The organism is Paenibacillus yanchengensis, assembly GCF_042684845.1.
Taxonomy (GTDB): domain Bacteria; phylum Bacillota; class Bacilli; order Paenibacillales; family Paenibacillaceae; genus Pristimantibacillus; species Pristimantibacillus yanchengensis.
Window position 1 is genome coordinate 253172 of sequence record NZ_JBHUMH010000016.1, and the last position, 20310, is coordinate 273481.

Annotated in this window: 19 protein-coding genes and 1 pseudogene; 16 read left to right on the top strand and 4 right to left on the bottom strand. The window is 38.6% G+C overall.

Annotated elements, in window-relative coordinates; genetic code table 11:
* Positions 1–61: 61 nt before the first annotated feature.
* Positions 62–466, bottom strand: a pseudogene (locus tag ACFSTH_RS08475) (CHRD domain-containing protein).
* A gap of 267 nt (positions 467–733) precedes the next feature.
* Between ACFSTH_RS08475 and ACFSTH_RS08480 the strand changes: the two are divergent.
* From ACFSTH_RS08480 to ACFSTH_RS08500, 5 genes are all read left to right on the top strand, one after another.
* Positions 734–1249 (top strand): DUF3189 family protein, encoded by a 516-nt coding sequence (locus ACFSTH_RS08480; RefSeq protein ID WP_377772342.1) that lies wholly within the window; start codon positions 734–736, stop codon positions 1247–1249.
* A gap of 783 nt (positions 1250–2032) precedes the next feature.
* Positions 2033–3298: a DNA polymerase IV gene (locus tag ACFSTH_RS08485; RefSeq protein WP_377772879.1), complete on the top strand. Its 1266-nt coding sequence runs from the start codon at positions 2033–2035 to the stop codon at positions 3296–3298.
* Positions 3295–3777, top strand: a complete 483-nt coding sequence (locus tag ACFSTH_RS08490; RefSeq protein WP_377772340.1) for a hypothetical protein — start codon at positions 3295–3297, stop codon at positions 3775–3777. Before ACFSTH_RS08485 ends, ACFSTH_RS08490 begins: the two co-directional genes overlap by 4 nt.
* A 335-nt stretch (positions 3778–4112) precedes the next feature.
* Positions 4113–5450 (top strand): hypothetical protein, encoded by a 1338-nt coding sequence (locus tag ACFSTH_RS08495; RefSeq protein WP_377772338.1) that lies wholly within the window; start codon positions 4113–4115, stop codon positions 5448–5450.
* Between the two features lie 421 nt (positions 5451–5871).
* Complete coding sequence (locus ACFSTH_RS08500) at positions 5872–6339, top strand: hypothetical protein (RefSeq protein ID WP_377772336.1); 468 nt, start codon at positions 5872–5874, stop codon at positions 6337–6339.
* 135 nt (positions 6340–6474) lie between these two features.
* Here ACFSTH_RS08500 and ACFSTH_RS08505 read toward each other — a convergent pair whose 3' ends face one another.
* Positions 6475–6849 (bottom strand): VOC family protein, encoded by a 375-nt coding sequence (locus tag ACFSTH_RS08505; protein WP_377772334.1) that lies wholly within the window; start codon positions 6847–6849, stop codon positions 6475–6477.
* Positions 6850–7061: 212 nt separating this feature from the next.
* On the opposite strand from ACFSTH_RS08505, the gene ACFSTH_RS08510 reads away from it, so the two are divergent.
* Positions 7062–7616: a hypothetical protein gene (locus tag ACFSTH_RS08510; protein ID WP_377772332.1), complete on the top strand. Its 555-nt coding sequence runs from the start codon at positions 7062–7064 to the stop codon at positions 7614–7616.
* 77 nt (positions 7617–7693) lie between these two features.
* Here the strand turns inward: ACFSTH_RS08510 and ACFSTH_RS08515 are convergent, their stop codons facing one another.
* Positions 7694–8635 carry a helix-turn-helix transcriptional regulator gene (locus tag ACFSTH_RS08515; RefSeq protein WP_377772330.1) on the bottom strand — a complete coding sequence of 314 codons (942 nt, stop codon included), beginning with the start codon at positions 8633–8635 and terminating at the stop codon, positions 7694–7696.
* A 191-nt stretch (positions 8636–8826) separates the two neighbouring features.
* On the opposite strand from ACFSTH_RS08515, the gene ACFSTH_RS08520 reads away from it, so the two are divergent.
* Together ACFSTH_RS08520 and ACFSTH_RS08525 are read left to right on the top strand one after the other, a co-directional pair.
* On the top strand, positions 8827–9555 hold the full coding sequence (locus tag ACFSTH_RS08520) for a ThuA domain-containing protein (protein ID WP_377772328.1): 729 nt from the start codon (positions 8827–8829) through the stop codon (positions 9553–9555).
* Between the two features lie 30 nt (positions 9556–9585).
* Positions 9586–10383, top strand: coding sequence for an NAD-dependent deacylase (locus tag ACFSTH_RS08525; protein WP_377772326.1), 798 nt, complete (start codon positions 9586–9588; stop codon positions 10381–10383).
* Between the two features lie 192 nt (positions 10384–10575).
* On the opposite strand, the gene ACFSTH_RS08530 is transcribed toward ACFSTH_RS08525, so the two are convergent.
* On the bottom strand, positions 10576–11439 hold the full coding sequence (locus tag ACFSTH_RS08530; protein ID WP_377772324.1) for a helix-turn-helix domain-containing protein: 864 nt from the start codon (positions 11437–11439) through the stop codon (positions 10576–10578).
* 166 nt (positions 11440–11605) lie between these two features.
* Here ACFSTH_RS08530 and ACFSTH_RS08535 point away from each other — a divergent pair, with 166 nt between their 5' ends.
* The 8 genes from ACFSTH_RS08535 to ACFSTH_RS08570 all read left to right on the top strand — a co-directional run bounded on the left by ACFSTH_RS08535 (position 11606) and on the right by ACFSTH_RS08570 (position 20218).
* On the top strand, positions 11606–12682 hold the full coding sequence (locus tag ACFSTH_RS08535) for a Gfo/Idh/MocA family protein (protein WP_377772322.1): 1077 nt from the start codon (positions 11606–11608) through the stop codon (positions 12680–12682).
* Between the two features lie 32 nt (positions 12683–12714).
* Complete coding sequence (locus ACFSTH_RS08540) at positions 12715–13557, top strand: sugar phosphate isomerase/epimerase family protein (protein WP_377772320.1); 843 nt, start codon at positions 12715–12717, stop codon at positions 13555–13557.
* A 162-nt stretch (positions 13558–13719) separates the two neighbouring features.
* Positions 13720–14211, top strand: a complete 492-nt coding sequence (gene spoVAC, locus ACFSTH_RS08545) for a stage V sporulation protein AC (protein WP_377772318.1) — start codon at positions 13720–13722, stop codon at positions 14209–14211.
* On the top strand, positions 14212–15228 hold the full coding sequence (gene spoVAD / locus ACFSTH_RS08550; RefSeq protein ID WP_377772316.1) for a stage V sporulation protein AD: 1017 nt from the start codon (positions 14212–14214) through the stop codon (positions 15226–15228).
* A 1-nt stretch (position 15229) separates the two neighbouring features.
* Positions 15230–15580: a stage V sporulation protein AE gene (gene spoVAE / locus ACFSTH_RS08555; RefSeq protein ID WP_377772314.1), complete on the top strand. Its 351-nt coding sequence runs from the start codon at positions 15230–15232 to the stop codon at positions 15578–15580.
* 152 nt (positions 15581–15732) lie between these two features.
* Positions 15733–16695 (top strand): AAA family ATPase, encoded by a 963-nt coding sequence (locus tag ACFSTH_RS08560; protein WP_377772312.1) that lies wholly within the window; start codon positions 15733–15735, stop codon positions 16693–16695.
* Positions 16696–16703: 8 nt separating this feature from the next.
* On the top strand, positions 16704–17936 hold the full coding sequence (locus ACFSTH_RS08565) for a DUF58 domain-containing protein (protein WP_377772310.1): 1233 nt from the start codon (positions 16704–16706) through the stop codon (positions 17934–17936).
* Positions 17933–20218, top strand: coding sequence for a transglutaminase family protein (locus ACFSTH_RS08570; RefSeq protein WP_377772308.1), 2286 nt, complete (start codon positions 17933–17935; stop codon positions 20216–20218). Before ACFSTH_RS08565 ends, ACFSTH_RS08570 begins: the two co-directional genes overlap by 4 nt.
* The last annotated feature ends 92 nt before the right edge of the window (positions 20219–20310 follow it).

Below are 20310 nucleotides of genomic sequence, written 5' to 3' on the forward strand. Positions count from 1 at the left end.
TTGTGTGTGATTTTTATATGAATAAAGATAACGAGGAGTGTAAAAGCAATATTTTTATATATTATTTACGAACAATTTGACCGCGAATTTCTCCATCCGGGTTCTGTATTGTGTGCACATTAACCTAGGCATTACCTCGTTTAATCTCACAAATTAAATTGCAAATAGTCTTACCTTTTAACGCTCCTACTAAATCACTTCTTCTTAGCGTACCTCTAATAACGCCTCGATTTACAGAAATTCCAAATTTAGATGGACCAAATAGAAAGGCCACGACGGGGCCGTTCTCCCCTCTTCGCCCTAGATGGATATGAGCTTGAGTTACTTTTTTAATATTTCGGATGGAAAGTTTAAATAGTAGTAAATTGCGAGTTCTACCTTGTTTAAATAGTGCATCTCCTGTAGCAATCGTATTTACATGTGGAACTTCATTTCTTCCGTTTAAGGAAGCTCGAAACCTTTTCATCTAATATTACTCTTTTTGTTTATAGAAGTATATTCCTAATAGAAGAAAGGGTTTGTTTATTAGCCCGATACCGAAAAATTTGACTAATTTAGGCACTTAGAGACAGCATCAAGACCATAGCAACTCTATTGGATATAAGTGAAATTGCGTACTATCTCCCTGTATTGTCCATGTGTCGAATTGGGGCTTGCTCTATGTGGGTATGCCGCATGATTGAAGACAAACAGAACTGACCATACTAGATATAAAATATTAAAGGATGATTCCATGATCTATATTTATAATGACTATGGGGGGACACATACAACGTCTCTTGCAGCTGCATATCACTTAAAACAAATTTCTCAGTCAGAACGAAAGTTAACGAAAGAAGAAATATTGAATGTAAATTACTTCAACAAATTGACTAAAGATGATTTCGGGAAAATTATATTTCACGGGGTAGATGAAAATGGAGATTCCGTATACACAGTAGGCAGGAAATCTGCAAAATTTGTTGTACAAGCGTTAAAAGATTTATGCCAGTTACTACAGAATAAACATCACTTTCATGAAAAAATAGTATTTTCTAATACTTCCCCAACTGTACCGTTCGTTATGTCAATTGGCGGATTTTTTTCAAGGGGATTAAAAATTGATTTTATAGGCGTTCCTTTATTGGTTTTAGGTGCTAAACAATGCTGCGACAATATTTATAGATTGGTTGAGAATACTAAACAAGTAGGAAGATCCTCTAATGAGGCACAAATCATTATTTTAGAAAATGAAGTGTATAAGAAATAAATGAAGTAGATACGTTGCATTGGTTATAAGTATTTTACCACCTAATGCTTCATAAGCAGCTAACACATTACGTAATGCTTTTTTTCTGGATCTCTTACCGTCCAATCAAAATTATTTCCATCTCCTTGTCCCGTCGCACCTTATGTAGGTGCTGGATTGAAATCGTTCGTCGTTGTCGATTTAAAAATGGAAGATATGTATATAAATATTAAAATTCGATCTTAAGGTCGGTTCTTTGTATTTACAAGTGTTGTAGCATTTGACCATAGGTCGTTCGGACTTGGCTTGTATCGCATGAGGTCATAAAATCTACTGTGAAAATTTGTAATAGGAGATTATAGTGGGAGTTTATACGATAAAACGTACAAACATTCAAATAAGTGCTGGAGGAGATCAAGTTTATACGAAAAACCATATAAAATGCGGCCCATAGTAGGTTAAACGTAGGGGGGTTTATACGATAAAACAAACAAACAACCGTAATTTGGTTGATCGGAATGCCGCTTTGTATGAAATAACGTACAAGCTTACCGCTCCATTCATTGATCTTGAACATGACCTGTTATGACGCGAAATAACCATTAATAGTATAGTGCGTAGGCGAAGCAAAACCCGGCATTCCTTTCCATATGGAAGTAAGTTTGTCGTAACGAGTGGCTACGTGTTTGATCTAAGGTAGTTAATGTTTATTTTAAAAATCAACAGGAATTTATTGTATGTTGCATATCGAACGTTTGTTTGGTATATATTATATAGAACAAATGTTCGAATGGGGCGCATATGATGAAAGAACATAATGAACGAACAATACTGTTGGTTGATGGACAGTCTTTTTACGCATCGATTGAAAAGGCAGCACATCCAGAATATCGAGATATGCCAGTAGCGGTTGGCGATCCAACGCGCAAAAGCGGTATTATTTTGGCTGCATGTCCAATGGCAAAAGATCGGGGAGTGACAACAGCGAGTAGGGTGGAGGAAGCTCTAACTTTATGTCCAGATCTCGTCATTATTAAGCCACGGATGCAACGATACATCACAATTTCGTTATTTATTACACAAATATTCGAATCTTTTACCGATTTGGTTGAGCCATATTCCATCGATGAGCAATTTCTCGACGTGACTGGATCGGTTGGTTTATATGGTTCAGCTGAAGAGATTGCACGCCAAATACAACATAAGATCAAGTTGTCGACTGGTGTTTGGTCCCGAGTAGGTATTGGACCGACAAAAATTTTGGCAAAAACGGCAACAGATAATTTCGCAAAAAAACATCCAGAAGGGATATATCGGCTAGACCAGACAAATATTGAGCAGGAACTATGGCCACTACCAATCAATAAGATGTTTATGGTTGCCTCGCGGATGACAAAGCGTTTTGTAATGCAGGGGATAAATACTATTGGAGACATTGCACAAATGGAGCTTACAGCGTTCAAGCAGTTGATGCGCAAGATAATGGGGAAACAGAGTGATATCCAGGCTGAATATTATTGGCAGACAGCACGCGGTATTGATCCAAGTCCGGTAGTTTCTGCAATACGAGGAGCGCTCAAATCTGTCAGTCATGGTAAGGCGCTGCGAGCGTCCCTTTATTCTCGTAAAGCGGATATTGAGGTAGTAATTCATGAGCTTTGCGCTGAAGTGTGTCGGAGAGCTCGAAGAATTGGGGTACAGGGGCGCGTAGTATCATTGGGCATTGGCGAGACTGATGGTCAGCGTGTCAATTCATTTGGTCGACAAACGACTCTCGATTATCCAACAAATCTTACTCAAGAGCTACAAGCGGCTATACTTAAATTATTTAACGAGTACTGGCAGGGGATGCCCGTCAGTTATATAACAATCGTGTTAACTCAACTAGCAGGAGATGAGGTGCAGTACCTTGATCTTTTTATGGATCGAGCCAAAATATATGATTTAGAGTGTGCGACAGATCGGATCAGAGAGCGATATGGAGAGGCTGCCATACTTCGAGCATCATCTTTATTGGATGCCGGAGTGGCGCACGAAAGAGCCGGACAGATTGGAGGACACTACAAATGACAAAGTTGGACGGAAATGAACGCTGGAAAGGGAAAATGTTACTGACTGAGCATCAAGAACAGTATGATCAACGACAAGTTATAAAGTCTGCGGCGGGCAGACCTACTTCGGAAGAACTCGATATGATAAGAGATTTGGTTGTGCTTCCCCATTTGATAACGATGATCCAGAAGTCGCTTGAAGATATGGCGTTTTCTAAAATAACATTAAAGGGAGTTGTCATTCGTTGCCTTGAAGTTATTATGTTTAAGATAACGGATGATTATTATGTTCTAAAAAGAGAACTTAAGCAGCGTAATATTAAAGTGTCGGATGAAGAGACAAATGACGGGATACTTTATTACCGATATTATTGTCGGGGATATGAAGAAAAGTTTGGTATTGTTCGCGAAACACTTCGATCAGATGTTACGTTAAAGCTCACCAAATATACAAATGATATAGGCAAATTGTTGAAACAAGTAAATAAAGGAAAATAGTTATCTCTGTCGAAACTCTTATCAAAGAGATAATCAATACAAAAGTCGTCCATTGGACGGCTTTTGTGTATTTAGGAATAACTGGTTAGAGAGACGTTATCTTTAAAATATTTAAAGCCATTCTAGAAACTCCAGTCGATTGCCAAAAGGGTCGTTTAAATAGAAACGTTTGACTCCTTCATCTATTCTTGCTTCATCAATGACTTGCAATGCTAGTGATTCAGGTTAATTTATTTTAGGTAATATATTACAAAAAAGGACATATACAACCATGGATATTCATGCTATTATAGCAAAGGGATAATACATAAATTAGATTAAAAGGAGGTATTTGTGTGTTATCAACGTATGTCCTGTTCGATGGTATAAAATGTTATTCAAACTACTATTCGAGTATGGATATGAATCTGAGGAAACTTGCGATTTCCCTTTCATTATGCATGATGGCTTTTTCTGCAGTAATTCCCGTTTCAGAACAAGAAATTGCTACAGAAGCAATCGAAAACACTTTTGTTGACTCTGCTTCGTTAAAATCGCTACAAGAAGATTCAGAGGTATCGATGGATATCGTAGATGAAAATGGTCAACTGGTTCCGAATGCTGACGTTACCGTACTTTCAATTTCGGAAGACCATAAACTTATTTATCAAGGTAAGGCTGATGAAAATGGCAATGCTACATTCAAAGTTAGTTTGTCAAATGAAAGTAAAGCTTCTCAAGTGAGTGTTGTTGCCACTGGCGTTTACGAGATTTACTATGTAAATCCAACTAATAATGAAATGGAAACAATGAATTTTTCCGTTCAATTCTTAAAGGAAAACGTTAAAGTTTCTCAGAAAGATTTCGAGGAACTAAAAGGACAAAGAAAGATCAAGCTAAAAGGTAAATTTAATAACGACAAAAGCAAGCAACCAAAGAATTATGTCGATGCAACTAATGTCTCAGCACTAACCCAACTTGCCAACTATCCGGGCACTGGCCCTAACTGCGTATCTGGTGGTGGAAATGGGTATACCATTTGTACGAACGCTAGTACAGATTCTAACCAAGAAGTTAAAATCGGAACCGTAAACGTTGGAAGCGATGAGAAAGTAACCATTACGAATTCAACAAGCTCTACGGTTAAACTTTCTTCTGGTATAAAAACGAGTACTAGCGCAGGATTTAGCAATAGCGGAGACGTCTCTGTTGCGAATACATCAGGTACTTATACAATTAACGGAAAATGCATTTATAATAATGGAACCTATTGCAATGTTTCTGCTGACTTTTATGGGTACTTTACCTACAATTATACCTCTAAATCGGTTTGGTATATGGGAGTGAAGCAATACGATGAGTACAAAGTAACGCCTGTTAAGTACGACGGACCTTCCGCTAGACTAGATTACAATACAACTTCTAACAATGGCTATACAGTAACAGCGGCCAAACTAGCACCAGGGTATTTTGAAGTATCCTCTGTGGCTTCGGCCGAAAAGTTAAACACTTCAGAAAAAACGTACGCTGCTTCAGTGAGCTTTCCTACTCCTGCTGGCAGCTTTACTGGCAATACGTCAACGACATATGCTAACACTACAAAATATTTGTGGGCTCCGTTGACACCAACATCCACAGTCATTTATGGTCACTATTTGGTTAATGGTTTCTACCATGTTACAAGAGTTAATTAATCCAGATTAACAGAAAATGATTAATAATCGTCTCTTGGTGGTGTATGACTACATCAGGAGGCGATTAATTTCTTGAGGAGTTTATTATGAACAGACTTATGTTTTTAGTTCTAGCCTTCATGAATAGCAAAAGTAGAATTGTTAGTGTACCAAGCGAAACAAAGTTCTTTAGGTTATCAAATGATTTTTAATATCAAGAAAGCAGGTACTTAAGCAAAATTGAGATTCAGTACCTGCTTCTTTATTTTTGGCTATGTTAAATTTCATTGTTGATAATAACCAAGTATTTGTAACAATATTTAGCATGGTTCCGTTATTTAGATAGCAAGGAATTTGAGATCAATGAGAAACTTTGATATATGTGTTTTTTTTTGCTAAGCTGATGAGCGCTACATTTCTAGTTAAGTTGTCACAAGGAGGCGTGAGTATCATTAAAGTTCAAAAATACATTCTATTGTGCTGTGTTTTAGCAATCTTTCTATCTGCTTGTGGCAAGAAACAGTCATTTGAATCCGAAACTCTTTATTTTTACAGTGGTGAGATGTTATCTTTAGTTGATCAACGGAAGAATGAGCATTCTCAGGCTAATGGAGTTTTGTATACCTTAATGCTTACTGATTTTCGACCGCAAGGACCAGTATTTCAAAAGTTTATTGAGTCCTATCAGGGTGCGACGGGCAAAGAAGGTCATATCGTATTAACAAAACGCACTAAGATATATACCCGCTCTCCATCCACGAATACAAAGATCTCGATTCCTGTATCAGATCTATATGAGTTTATTAAGCCTGTCGGTGCAGGAGATTATCCCAAAATCGAATTCTGGGTAACCCCTTATAAAAAAGTTGAATCTGACGTTGAGGCGGTTGAAGTTATTTTGATACAGTAATTACTTCGGTCTGTTTATTTACAAAATCTGAAAATATACTCGCGGACAGAACAATGGAGAAATCATTGAGCTAACGGCGAACGGTAGCTAATTTAACCGCCCTTTTTTAAGAGGACGGTTTTCTTTTAGTGTTGTTTAAAGCCATTCTAGAAACTCCAGTCGATTGCCAAAGGGGTCGTTTAAATAGAAACGTTTGACTCCTTCATCTATTCTTGCTTCATCATCCATCACTTGAATATCATTATTTTGTAAATGTTGACGTAGCTTATCTAAGTTCTGTACGTGAAATGCTGGGTGAGCTTTGATAGCGGGAACAAAATTTTTTTGCACTCCGATATGAACTTGGTGAATGCCGCATTGGAACCAGACGCCACCACGTTGTTTTAGAGCTTCAGGTTTTGGTATTTCGGTCCAGCCTAAGATGTTATTGAAAAAATTTAGAGCTTCTGTTTCGCAACCTTCTGGTGCTGCCAACTGAACGTGATCAAGACCATAGAAAGTATAGCTCATCTAACCGACTCCTTTAGTTTCGTTTAGCGAAACACAGTTTCATTTCCGTTCTAATTATACAACAATATGTAATATGAATCCAGTTTTTTTCTGTAAAAGTGGATTTAAAATTAACAATCAGTACAGCAGTTATGTGCTAGACAATTCCAAATATTTCAAGTAATATACTCGGTGGAAGTTATTTTTTTTCACAATGAAAGGCTGTGTTGCGGATGGCTTCAGCGAAGAAGCTGATCGTCATTATTGTGGTAGCAATGATCGCTGTATTTGTAGTGTTATATAATTATTCTTTTCCAAAACAGGTGGATATGGTGCAACAAGCGGTTATTTTTAAAAACGATGATGGAACGTCCATAAAGACAACTAGTGTGACGATTAAAGGAACGATGCATCGCCCTTTGTTTAAAGACAGATATTTTAAAGGTGAATTTCGGATCGATGGTTTTCCATTTACTTATAATAGTGATAGTACTAATTTGTTCATAGACAAACATAAAAATGGTGTCAATAATGGGATGTTACATTATACGACGTACTCGAATGTTAATGGGCAATCTCATCATGATGTGTTTACAGCGCCGATTTTTTTTGCGGATAATTTTGAAACATTCAATATCATTGCTAATGATGATTGGTTTGATAAATCTACGCAGGAAGTCCATTTTATTGTCAGTGGTGGATCGTTGGAGGAAGCTCGGTTAATACAGACGATGCAAGCGGAGAAATTGGGAATAGAGTGGGGGTTAACCCAAATATTTCGCAACTAACAATCGGATGGAGATTACTATAAAGCAAATAAGAGATAGAGTAGGAGATCGTACCATTAGTTAATGATCTCGCTACTCTATTGTTCGTCATTGTCTACTTTTTTTATGGAATGTAGATAACGTTCCCGATATTGCTTGGGTGAGCAATCGTTATATTTACGAAAGCGTTCGTAAAAGTGACCAATGTTAGGTAGTCCGACGTTAATTGCTATTTCAGCGATGCTATCGGTGCAAGTAAGTAGTAGCTTTTCTGCTTTTTTTATTCGTTTGTGTGCAACAAAGTCGGTAAAAGACATACCCATCGTTTGTTTAAACATTTTAATAAAGTAAGTGTAGCTCATGCTAACTGCTTGAGCGGCTTCTTTTACAGATAGTTTTTCGGTGAGATGGCTATCCATATATTGTAGTGCTGGCATTAATCGTTGCATTTGATGATTGTCATCATATTCTAGTTGCTTATCCGTATCGTAGCGGAGCAATAGTAACAGGATTTGTTTAATATAGGCAGACACGGCTAATTCATAACCGGTTTCGCACTGATTCATTTCCTGAAAAATGTGGTTTATAAACTGACGAGCTTGATCACGGACAGCATCATTGTGTTGGAAAATATAATTTAGATTGCTGAGTGGTCTAATAACTTCGTTAAAATGGTGCATCAGATGTGTCGTACTGGAGTCCCAATATTGTGATAATTGAATTTGTAACACGATATAACGTAGGTTCGATTTCGTTTGTAGTGTAAGGTGAGGCTCTGATGAACCGAGTATAGCAACATCTCCTGGTAATAGCTTTCGTTCCTCGTTATGATAAAAGACTAGCATCTCTCCTTCTAATAGAAGTAATAATTCGATTTCAGGATGGTAGTGCCATTGATATTGTTGTTTAAGTAATTCCATCGTTTGTAATTGTTGTTCATTTATTAGTCTATTGTTATCATGACAATCAATTTGCCAAATTTTTATTGCTAAAAAGGGATTAGAGTAATCTACTTGTTCTAAGTACATCTCGTTTTCCACTGTCAATCCACCTCCGTAGTTGTAATCACAACAGTTTTGCGTAATAGAAATACCGCTATATTAGAAATACTACATTAAGTATAACAGAATACCGTAATAAAAAGATGAAAAAGACAATCGTATAAATTTGAAATGTTGTCTACAATATAGAAGAGTAGTGTTCATTACATTTAGGATAGAGGAGTGTTACAATGAATAAGAAGCTGAACGTAACAATTTGGAATGAATTTTATCACGAGAAGAACAATGAGAAAGTTGCAGAAGTTTATCCACAAGGGATTCATCAAGTTATTGCTGATGGCATTGAATCAGCGAGTAAGATACGAACGGCAACGTTAGATATGCCCGAGCATGGATTAACAGAAGAAGTGTTGAATGATACCGATGTTCTTATTTGGTGGGGACATATGGCGCATGATAAAGTAGAGGATGCTATCGTAGAGCGTGTACATCAGCGTGTGCTGCAAGGTATGGGTTTAATTGTGTTGCATTCGGGACATTTTTCAAAAATTTTCAAAAAGCTAATGGGAACGACGTGCGATTTGCAATGGCGTGAAGTTGGTGAAAAGGAAAGAATTTGGGTTGTTAATCCCGCACATCCAATTGTGGAAGGCATCGATCGTTTTATTGAACTGCCACAAGAAGAAATGTATGGGGAGCATTTTGATATTCCTCAGCCAGATGAGTTAGTGATGGTTAGTTGGTTCGAAGGTGGAGAAGTGTTCCGAAGTGGTTGTTGCTACTCGCGTGGAGCAGGTAAAATCTTTTACTTCCGTCCAGGACATGAAACGTTCCCAACATATTATCATCCACAAATTAGAAAAGTAATTGATAATGCTATTAAGTGGGCAGCTCCCGTTGCTCGTCCAACACCTACGTATGGGCATGCACCGGAGCCGTTAGAAAAAATCGGACAATAAAATAATGAAAGGAAAGGAAGTTGCTAACTTATGTCAAACGAATGGCAAGCCGTTCATGACGTTATTCGCAGTGGGCAGCGAATCGTTTTTTTTGGAGGGGCAGGCACGTCTACAGAAAGTGGCATTCCTGATTTTCGTTCAGCTAATGGTATTTTTGCATGGAAAGATATGGAGTTTACGCCGGAACAAATGTTAAGTCGTAGTTTTTTTGATCGTTATCCAGCGTTGTTTTATCAATTTTATGTTACAAAAATGCTTTATCCAAATGCCGAACCTAATTTAGCACATGTTGCACTCGCAAAGTTAGAGGAAAGAGGGCAATTACTAGCTGTTATTACGCAAAATATAGATGGATTACATCAACGAGCTGGTAGTAAACGTGTGTTGGAATTGCATGGTTCCGTTCAGCGCAATTACTGTATGAATTGTAACCAGTTTTACACGTTAGAGGAATTGCTTGCACTTAGTCACGTTAGCTCGTTGGATAATACTCAGGAAAAATTACGGACGGAGAGTGCAGCTGATGGTCAGGGGGAAATCCCGTATTGTCGGCAGTGTAACGGAGTGATTAAGCCTGATGTTGTTTTGTATGAGGAATCGTTAAATATGGATACGCTAGAGCAGGCTGTTCGTGCAATTGAACAAGCCGATGTTTTAATTGTAGGCGGTACGTCACTGACGGTGCAGCCTGCTGCTAGTTTAGTACAGTATTATAAAGGTGATCGACTGATCGTTATTAATAAAAGTACGACATCGCTGGACCGTAGCGCTGCTTATACGGTGAATGATAGTATTGCAGCAGTGTTAGGGCAGTTGGTTACTGTATAAAAATAATAGCTAGATTGGTTCATTTTTCGATGACTCTTTTAGTTACTCCGGCATACTATGTAAACATAGCTGTGAACGGGGTGATAAGGTATGGATCGACGAAAATGGATGATCGTGTCGTATGTGTGTTATGCCTTGTTAATGATCTGGGCGATTGTGACGATAGTTTGTAACGGCGTTTAAATACTCCATTTAATTGTTTTTTTGGCGGCGATAATCTTTGGGAACGATACCTTTTGTGTCACGAAATACACGTGAGAATGTTTGGAATGAGCCATAGCCAACTTCTAGTGCAATTTCGGTAATGGACATATCGGTGGAAGCTAATAAACTACAAGCATGTCGTATTCTTACATCATGTAAGAAAGGTACAAAACTTTGACCTGTTGTTTCTTTAATAATTTCACTTATACGCGACAAACTGATAGAAAAACGATTTGCCAGTTCAGTTAGTGTTAAAGGTTCTTGGTAGTTCTGATGAATATAATAAATAATTGGCCAGACAGATGATTTGGATTCGGTTTGGCGAATGGCATTGGTGCTACCATCATGATGTTGTTGTCGTATACGGTCAAATGTAATGAGTACTTCCATTAGCCTTGCTTGTAGTAAAGCGGTTTTCCAGCGGTTGTTTTCATTGTATTCTTTTAGCATATTTTCAAGTAACTGTAACATGTAACGATGATCATCGTGTTGCAGTTGGATATGTGAAGTCGGTTGTTCTCGATCAATTAAAGAGAATAGGCTGACTTCTTTGTTTTGTTCCATCAATAGCTCCATATTAAAATTACAGTTGATAAGTACGAGTGTTTGCCCAGGATCGGTGAAAATCTCATGGATTTGATAAGGTAATACAAAAGTGAAGGTACCTGGCTGCATCTGATGTTGTATACCATTAATTACTTCGCAACCACTGCCGCTAATGACATAAGAAAATTCTAGAAAGTCATGTCTATGCGCACGGAAACCATGTTGTAGCTCGTTTTTACTTATATGCAAAGGGTAGGAGCTATCTTTATTAGGATAGTATTTTAAATAGTCAGGAATATAAGTCAATCTATATCGCTCCTTTGGAGGCAATGATGTACTTTTGAAGCTTCCATCGAAATAATGAGATGTTTATCGAAAAACGAAAGCGCATTCGTTCGTAGTTTATTCTATCATATATTATGAGTATCGTTTACTTATAATAGTGACAGAAGGATTGAAGGGAGTTATGTAAATGTCTAATTCGCCAAAAATAAAAATAGGTATTATAGGAGCAGGTAATATTGGAGGAGTTCACGCGGAACAATTTTCAAAATTATCGGATCTGTGTGAAATACGTACAATTACAGATGTTTACTTACCTGCTGCTGAACAAAAAGCAAAACAATATAATATTGCCAGTGTTTCTTTATCGGCAGAGGAATTAATTGCTCGTGACGATGTAGATGCTGTTATTATTGGCGCACCTAATAAATATCATGCATCATTAGCTGTGAAAGCTCTTGCTTCAGGTAAACATGTACTACTGGAGAAGCCGATGGCTATTAATGGAGAAGAAGCGCGTGACATTATGCGAGCGTCCGAAAAATACGATTCTTTACTGATGGTAAGTCATCAAATGCGCTGGGAATCTATTCCGATGCAAATAAAAGAACAAGTGGATCGCGGCGAATTAGGTCATATTTATGCAGCGAAAGCAGGGTGGTTTCGACGCAAAGGTATACCGGGTTGGGGGACATGGTTTACGCAAAAATCAGAGTCCGGCGGCGGCCCATTAATTGATATAGGTGTTCATATGGTCGATTTGGCTCTTTATTTAATGGGAAATCCCAAACCAGTTTCCGTATATGGATCTACGTACGCTGAGTTTGGTCCCAAAAGAAAAGGGATTGGCAATTGGGGAACACCGGATTGGGCTGGTACGTTTGATGTTGAAGATTTGGCGATGGCATTTATTAAAATGGAAGATGGTAGTACACTCACATTAGATTTGAGCTGGGCGGTTCATATGGATACCGATAATGCTCCTTTCATTCATTTGCTCGGTTCTGATGGCGGAGCGACTTATCGGGGAACACAAGGGAAATTTTTAACGGAAAAATTTGGTTTGCCTATGGAAACGTTGCTACAGCAACCAGCATCCGATGAAGGGGAGCGGCTTCGCTTGAGTCGACATTTTTTAGACTGTATTATATCTGGCAAGCAACCGATATCATCAGCATTTAGTGGCTTTACTAATAATTTATTATTAGATGCGATATATGAATCATCTCGTACAGGAAAAGAAATTACGTTGGATTACCGTTATTAATTATATAAAAAATAGCTTGTGGAGGGATAGGTATGTTAAAAGGATTAAGTGGTGCTGGTTTGGGAAAAGTAAGTAGTAATCAACATTTAATTGAGCTTGCAGCGAACCATCAATTTCAAGCAGTTGATTTGGACGCTTTAAGTTTAATTAATGAAATGTCCGGTGTTCAAAATGCCAAATATTTACTTGCCAAGCATGATGTTGCCATTGGTTCTATCGGTTTATCGGTCGACTGGCGTTCCACAGAGGAAAATTTTCAAGCGGGACTTAGCAAATTGGCAGAGCAAGCAGAAGCTGCTGCGGCATTAGGATGTACAAGCTGTTGTACGTATATATTGCCAGCTACGAATGAACCAGCTGCCTTATTTATGGCTAAAGCGATTCGCCGATTGAAAACATGTGCCCAAATATTAGGTGCTTACAATGTACGTTTAGGATTAGAGTTTGTAGGTCCACATCATTTGCGGACCGCTTGGGAAAATTCGTTTATTTGGTCGATGGAAGATACATTAGAGATGATAGCAGCGATAGGAGAACCTAACGTTGGCTTATTGCTCGATGCTATTCATTGGTATACGAATGAAGGAACTATCGATGATTTGTTGCAATTAAAAGCAGAACAAATTGTTCATGTTCATATTAATGATGCGCCGGATGTAAAAGTGGAGGATGTTTTAGATAACGGCAGATTATATCCAGGTGAAGGTGTTATCGATTTAGTTGCTTTTTTGCAGGCGTTACAAACGATCGGTTATAAAGGCGCGATTGCGCAAGAAATATTAACAGCAGAAGCACCAACAGAAAGTGCTGAGACATTAGCGGAGCGTTCTGGTAGATTATATAAGCAATTGTTTGAAAAGGCACGTATTTCATAAGGATTATTTCATTCGCAACATGTTTGGTAAATGAAGCCGTTTAGCTTAATTGGAAGCTGAACGGCTTTTTTGTATTTATTTGTCTTGCATATTGTATTAGTTAAAATCAAACAATGTAATTAGTATCAACAATGTAATAGTTAGAAAGGAGTGGTGTCCGTTATGCAAACTAAAACGAAACAAGCACCATATAAGAATATGTCATTGTCGTCGAAAGAGTATCAGGAGCTGGCGAAAACAAAAGAACCAGAGCGGTCTATATTTACTAACTGTATTCGTGCGTTTTTGGTCGGTGGAACTATTTGTATTATTGGACAAGGGGTACAGGAGATGTTTATTTATTTTATGGGTATGACTAGAGAAGCGGCAAGTAATCCAACAGTAGCTGTTATGATTTTACTGTCCGTTATTTTAACTAGTATGGGTGTTTATGATAAAATAGCGCAATTTGCTGGAGCAGGTTCTGCCGTTCCGGTTACCGGGTTTGCCAATTCGATGTGTTCGGCAGCATTAGAGCATAGAAGTGAAGGGCTTGTGCTTGGTGTTGGAGGAAATATGTTTAAAATGGCAGGTGCAGTGCTAGTATTTGGTACAGTGGCTGCTTTCTTTATCGGTATTATTTACTGGATATTTGGGTTGGGAGGGCATAGCTAAATGTATACAGGAAAACAAACGTGGGTTTTTGCTAAACCACCTGTTATTGTAAGCCACGCAACCATTGTCGGTCCAGATGAAGGAGAAGGTCCAATAGCGGAAGATTTCGATTATATTTATTCTGAATTAGATATTGGCGAAAAAAGCTGGGAAAAAGCAGAACGGAAATTGTTAGAGCATGCAGCACAAAGTGCTTTGGAAAAAATAAATATGACGCAGGAACAGTTGCAATTTTATGTGGGCGGCGATTTGTTAAATCAAATTATATCGAATACCTTTGCCGCTCGCACGCTGGGGGTTCCTTACTTAGGAGTATTCGGTGCTTGTTCCACTTCCATGGAAGCATTAGCACTCGCCGCATTAATGGTGGACAGTGGAGCGGCTGACAATGTGATGGCTGGTACGTCTAGTCATAATTGTACAGCAGAAAAACAATTTCGTTATCCGACAGAATATGGTGCGCAGAAACCTCCGACTGCACAATATACGGTGACAGGGGCAGCTACTGCTATCGTTGCAGCAGTGGGAGAAGGACCGATTGTTGAATGTGCTACTATCGGAAAAGTGGTAGATTTAGGAATTACTGATCCATTTAATATGGGTGCGGCGATGGCACCGGCAGCTGCTGATACGATTAAAGCTCATTTTAATGATACTGGTCGCACACCAAATGATTACGATTTAATTGTAACTGGAGATTTGGCTAGTGTAGGGATACCTATACTGGAAGAATTATTAGCGAAATCGAATATTCAATGTGGACAAGGGAAGCTGCAAGATTGTGGCTTAATGGTATATGATATCGGCAGTCAAAATGTGCAAGCAGGTGGTAGTGGCTGTGCTTGTTCAGCTGTAGTGACCTATGGGCATCTGCTGAAAAAAGTAGTCAGTGGGGAGTACAATCGCATACTGGTAATTGCTACTGGAGCGTTGTTATCGCCACTTACGTATCAACAAGGTGAGTCGATACCTTGTATTGCTCATGCAGTATCTATCGCCAGACAAGGAGTGAAATAATATGATTTTTTTCTGGGCATTTGTAGTAGGTGGATTGATTTGTGTCATCGGTCAGTTGATGTTCGACGTTTTGAAACTGACTCCTGCGCATACGATGGCGACACTTGTTGTACTTGGTGCAATTGTAGATGGTTTGTACTTGTATGAACCGTTAGTGGCGTTTGCCGGCGCAGGTGCGACTATTCCGATAACCAGTTTTGGTAATGCGTTAGTGCATGGTGCATTAACAGAACTAGAAACACAAGGATGGGTCGGCGTGTTAACTGGTATTTTTAAAGTGACAAGTGCTGGAATTTCAGCAGCTATTATATTCTCATTTTTAGCATCGCTCGTCGTAAAGCCGAAAGGTTAAAGCTAACATAAATGATGAAAGTTACTATTCCAAAGTGGAGGTGCTCCGGAGCATTCTCCACTTTTTGTAATTGTAAAATTAATCTAAAATTACCCACAACTGAGTCTAAAGATGCTATAATCTAGCAAACTCGAATTTTGGGAGGAAGCTGCATGATAATAGATAATGTAAGTCAGTCCGTTTGTGTAAATGTACTTCATAATTTACAGCGTTGCATATTAGGAAAACAAGAGCAAATTGAGCTGTTGCTCATTACTATAATAGCGAATGGTCATATACTTTTGGAAGATGTACCTGGAACAGGGAAAACACAATTAGTAAAAGCTTTGGCAAGTACAATTGGTGGTCAGTTTCGAAGGGTACAATGTAATCCCGATTTATTGCCTACCGATATTACCGGTGTTTCTATCTATCACCCCAAATACGAACAATTTCAATTTCGACCGGGACCGGTGATGACCAATATTTTACTTGCTGATGAAATTAATCGTGCAACAACCAAAACGCAATCTGCTTTATTAGAAGCGATGGAAGAGGGACATGTGACCGTTGATGGGGACTCTTACGAATTACCGACACCATTTGTATTATTAGCAACGCAAAATGGAATAGAGTTTGAAGGGACATATACGTTGCCGGAAGCACAACTGGATCGTTTTATGATGCGATTGACGCTAGGTTACCCGGATGCAACGGATGAACATCAAATGATTGTTGCCGGCGACAGTCAAGTTAAAGCGAATCAACTCGAGCAAGTCATTACGATTACTGAATTAGTGCAATTACAAGAAGCAGCAAAACTTATTCACATTGATGATACAGTAGGTAGTTATTTATTATCGATTGTACAAGCAACGCGTGAGCATCAACATATACTACTCGGAGCAAGTCCGCGTGCATCATTAGCATTAGCGAGAGCGGCTAGAGCAAAATCATTTATGATGAATCGTAGTTATGTTACTCCAGATGATGTGAAATCGCTTGCCAAGCATGTGCTTGCTCATCGATTATTATTACAGTTAGATGCAAAAATGCAAGGTGTTACAGCTGACCAAATAATGGATGAAATTATACAATCGACAATAGTACCCGTTGGTTTGGTACAAGGAAGATGATTAGCTCCATGCAACAAAAGCAAAGGTTTTGGCTGGCATGTACACTATATTGTATTAGTTTAATGTACCTTCTATTTCAAGGTGGAAAAACTGCTTTAATGTTATTTACTATTTTGAACTTATTATTTGTTTATTTATTACTCAGCAGATGGAGCGGGATTGCAAAAGTTACTGGCAGACATTATATAAAAAATGTAATCGATCAAGATAAAAAGCAACAGGATTTTACAATTTTAGCGGGCACAACATTACATGTCGAATTACAAATTACGATTCCAGGTTTTTATCCGATTCCCTATGTCATTGTTGATGATTATTTGATTCGTCATGATGGACATCAGTTTGTGTTTCGGAATGCATTGTTACCGAGCTGGAAACGAGAGGGGCAAGTACAGTATACGACGCTAGCACTTAAGCGTGGAGCATATTTATTTGAACAAACAACTTGTACTACGAAAGATGTGTTTGGTTTATTTGCACATAGTGGGAAGTTTTATACGAATCAAAAATTATATGTCCAACCACGTATGATTGAAATAACGAAATGGGAAAAATTAGTGAAGTCAAGCGCAGGAGTTTACGCTGCAAGTAGTTCGACTCGTTATGCGAAAGAAACAACACAGATCAATGGTGTACGACAGTATGTACATGGCGATCGATTGTCACGGATTCATTGGAATGCTACTGCTAGAACAGGTCAATTAAAATCAAAAGAGTTCGAGAAAGAAGCGTTGCCCAAATTATGTATTGTACTGGATTGTTGTCACGCATCGGATAATGATCTGCACGATTTTGAACTAGCGGTATCGGTTGCTGCATCGTTAATAAATAGTGGGCTTCGATTTAGTTCTGCGGTCGGTTTGATTACAGCTAGTGAGAAATCGACGACTTTTCCAACGAGTACTAGCCCTGCTGCACGACAAATGATGCTGCGACACTTAACTACGATAGAATGTAGTAGCACTGTTACTTTAATGCAAGCACTTCAGTCTGTTTCGTCTGCAATAGATGGACAATCCATCGTGTTACTCGTTTCTGCTAATGAGAAAACGCAGTTGTTACCAGCATTACAGTGGCTGGAGAGGAAGGAACTTTTTCCGCAATTATTTAGTACATATCCTTCGTTACATACAGATCCACCCGCAACATTAAGTCGTCAAATGGGAAACCGCTGGCCTGTTTATGATATTTATAATTTGGCACAATTACGACGTGTGATGGAAAGGGGTGGAGCAGGATGAAGGCTCTTCTAAATCATTGGTATGAAAAAATTACTTCCATTATAGTGTTCCTTATTGTATTGCAGACAATTGAAGTATTTGAAAATTATTGGTGGTCAGAAACGTTTACTGTAGTGTATGTCACCTTATCAGCAGCGTTGGCTGTACAACTATTATTACCGTGGAGATGGTTTACAACTAAAATTGTATTGCACTGGTTATTTGCTGGAGCAACTATCGTGTATCTTTCTGGCATGCAGTTATTGTTGCCACTACGAGAGTACAGCTTGAAACAGCAAATTTACTCGTTAATTGATCAGCTAGAACAAATATATGCTTATGTTTTAATTGTGATAGCATTATTATTTATTTACGAATTTATTATTTATAAAATGTTTACTCGGAAGAAAATGACGTTAGTTTTTGTTGCCAGTATGTTAACGTTAACGATTGCAGATTCGTATACTCCCATTTGGCTGTGGGACAACGTTGCCATTGTTGTGTTAGTTTTTCTGATCTATTTGGCAATGCATCATCTGCATGAATTGCACCAGCGCCATCCCCAAAGAGGAAAACAGTTGTTGCAGTATCCTATACAAGTACTGTTACCATTATCGATTGTACTTGGTCTTGTTATGATCGTCGGAGTGAATGTACCTGCTCCAGCTCCTTTTTTACAAGATCCCTATACATGGTGGAAACAGTCAAAAGGTGAATCGGTTCATGTGTTTTTAGGTGAAAAAGCAGCTAGTGTAGATAGAAAAGAACCGGTATTAACTGCTACTTCAGGGTATGGTCGGGATGATTCTCAGCTAGGTGGCGGGTTTATGTATGACTATTCTCCCGTGATGACGGTCGAGACGACACAAAAAAGCTATTGGCGTGGAGAGTCGAAGTCTTATTATAGCGGACTTGGTTGGACAGATGAGCAGATGGATGATCAAAGTGAATTTAATCGTGAAATAGCTGTGTTTGCATCGGAGGAACCGCTTTTAACAGGAGATTATATAGAGCAGAATGGAGAAAAGCAGTCTATTGTGCAACATGTGAAATTATTACAGCCGGATCTGTCCCCTGTTGTTTTTGCAGCTTCATCGCCTTATCAGCTTTTAAATGCTCAAAGTGGCACCTATCAGGAAACGAGCAGAGTTGCGACGTGGAATCCAGAGCTAGCTGAATTATATTGGGATGCCACTACGAGTTCGGTTATCGATCAGTATTCGATCGTATCGGAGCAATTAATTATGGATGAAGCAAAATTAAGGGAAAGAGAAGCAAACATTAGTCATCGAGCAATCAATGATCTGTATGTACAATTGCCAACCAGTTTGCCTGATCGAGTAAAGCAGTTGGCATATGAGGTGACGGAAGATGCTACAAATGATTATGAGCGTGCTAAATTGTTGGAAACTTATTTAAGCACAACGTATCCTTATAGTAATCAACCGGATTTTACGAAATTGACAGGAGATTCTACCGATTTTGTAGATCAATTTTTATTTGAAGTACAAGAAGGATATTGCGATTATTATTCGACAGCGATGGTTGTTCTTGCTCGTTCGTTAGAAATGCCAGCTAGGTGGGTAAAAGGTTATACTGCCGGTTCTCGAGCGGATATAACGCCGAATGGAGCGATGCCTCCAGAGACAGAAGATTCAACGGGAGCGGGTGTTTACACAGTTCGTAATGCTGATGCTCATTCTTGGGTGGAAATATATTTTGCTGACTATGGTTGGGTACCGTTTGAACCTACTGCTGGTTTCAGTTACCCCCTTATCGAAGTTGAAAATGCTGTAAGCGATCTGCCATTGCCAGAGAAAGAAGAGAAGCCGGCTGTGGAAGAAGTAGCTCCAGTGGAAGAGAATGCTACTGTAACGAAACAGTTTAATTTGTCGAAACGTGTAATGAGTTATGTTGGGGTAGTGTTATTGCTAGGTGTCATCGGAGTTATCGTTTGGAAGCGGAATACTATGATGTACTGGATTCGGACGTATCGTTATAAAGCTTTAACGAACAATGAAAAAGTAGAGTTAGAAATGAAGTGGTTAATACGTGACTTAAGGCGATATCATTTACATGTATTAGAGGAGCAAACGATACGTGAAGCGATAATGGTTTGGTTAGCAGATAATAAATATGAACAAGAACATGGAAAGCAACTGACGGTAGCACTCCAAACAGTGCTCTATCTCTTTGAAGCAGCTTGCTATGGTAACGAGCCATTAAGCGACGAACAAATAGAGCAATATCAAGTGGCTAATCAACAGATTAGACATTTATTTACAGAGGCATCACAAAAATAATAATTATTTCCCATAGAATGCATAATCTTTTGCAACAAAAATGCATTCTATGGTATAGTTTCGTAAGAAAGTAGGTAGAAAGACGAGGGATC

Excerpts from the sequence above, each read along its gene's own strand:
- ACFSTH_RS08480 (WP_377772342.1), top strand. The coding sequence starts at position 734 with ATGATCTATATTTATAATGACTATGGGGGGACACATACAACGTCTCTT.
- ACFSTH_RS08485 (WP_377772879.1), top strand. The coding sequence starts at position 2,033 with ATGAAAGAACATAATGAACGAACAATACTGTTGGTTGATGGACAGTCT.
- ACFSTH_RS08490 (WP_377772340.1), top strand. The coding sequence starts at position 3,295 with ATGACAAAGTTGGACGGAAATGAACGCTGGAAAGGGAAAATGTTACTG.
- ACFSTH_RS08505 (WP_377772334.1), bottom strand. The coding sequence starts at position 6,849 with ATGAGCTATACTTTCTATGGTCTTGATCACGTTCAGTTGGCAGCACCA.
- ACFSTH_RS08510 (WP_377772332.1), top strand. The coding sequence starts at position 7,062 with ATGGCTTCAGCGAAGAAGCTGATCGTCATTATTGTGGTAGCAATGATC.
- ACFSTH_RS08520 (WP_377772328.1), top strand. The coding sequence starts at position 8,827 with ATGAATAAGAAGCTGAACGTAACAATTTGGAATGAATTTTATCACGAG.
- ACFSTH_RS08525 (WP_377772326.1), top strand. The coding sequence starts at position 9,586 with ATGTCAAACGAATGGCAAGCCGTTCATGACGTTATTCGCAGTGGGCAG.
- ACFSTH_RS08535 (WP_377772322.1), top strand. The coding sequence starts at position 11,606 with ATGTCTAATTCGCCAAAAATAAAAATAGGTATTATAGGAGCAGGTAAT.
- ACFSTH_RS08540 (WP_377772320.1), top strand. The coding sequence starts at position 12,715 with ATGTTAAAAGGATTAAGTGGTGCTGGTTTGGGAAAAGTAAGTAGTAAT.
- spoVAC (WP_377772318.1), top strand. The coding sequence starts at position 13,720 with ATGCAAACTAAAACGAAACAAGCACCATATAAGAATATGTCATTGTCG.
- spoVAD (WP_377772316.1), top strand. The coding sequence starts at position 14,212 with ATGTATACAGGAAAACAAACGTGGGTTTTTGCTAAACCACCTGTTATT.
- spoVAE (WP_377772314.1), top strand. The coding sequence starts at position 15,230 with ATGATTTTTTTCTGGGCATTTGTAGTAGGTGGATTGATTTGTGTCATC.
- ACFSTH_RS08560 (WP_377772312.1), top strand. The coding sequence starts at position 15,733 with ATGATAATAGATAATGTAAGTCAGTCCGTTTGTGTAAATGTACTTCAT.
- ACFSTH_RS08565 (WP_377772310.1), top strand. The coding sequence starts at position 16,704 with ATGCAACAAAAGCAAAGGTTTTGGCTGGCATGTACACTATATTGTATT.
- ACFSTH_RS08570 (WP_377772308.1), top strand. The coding sequence starts at position 17,933 with ATGAAGGCTCTTCTAAATCATTGGTATGAAAAAATTACTTCCATTATA.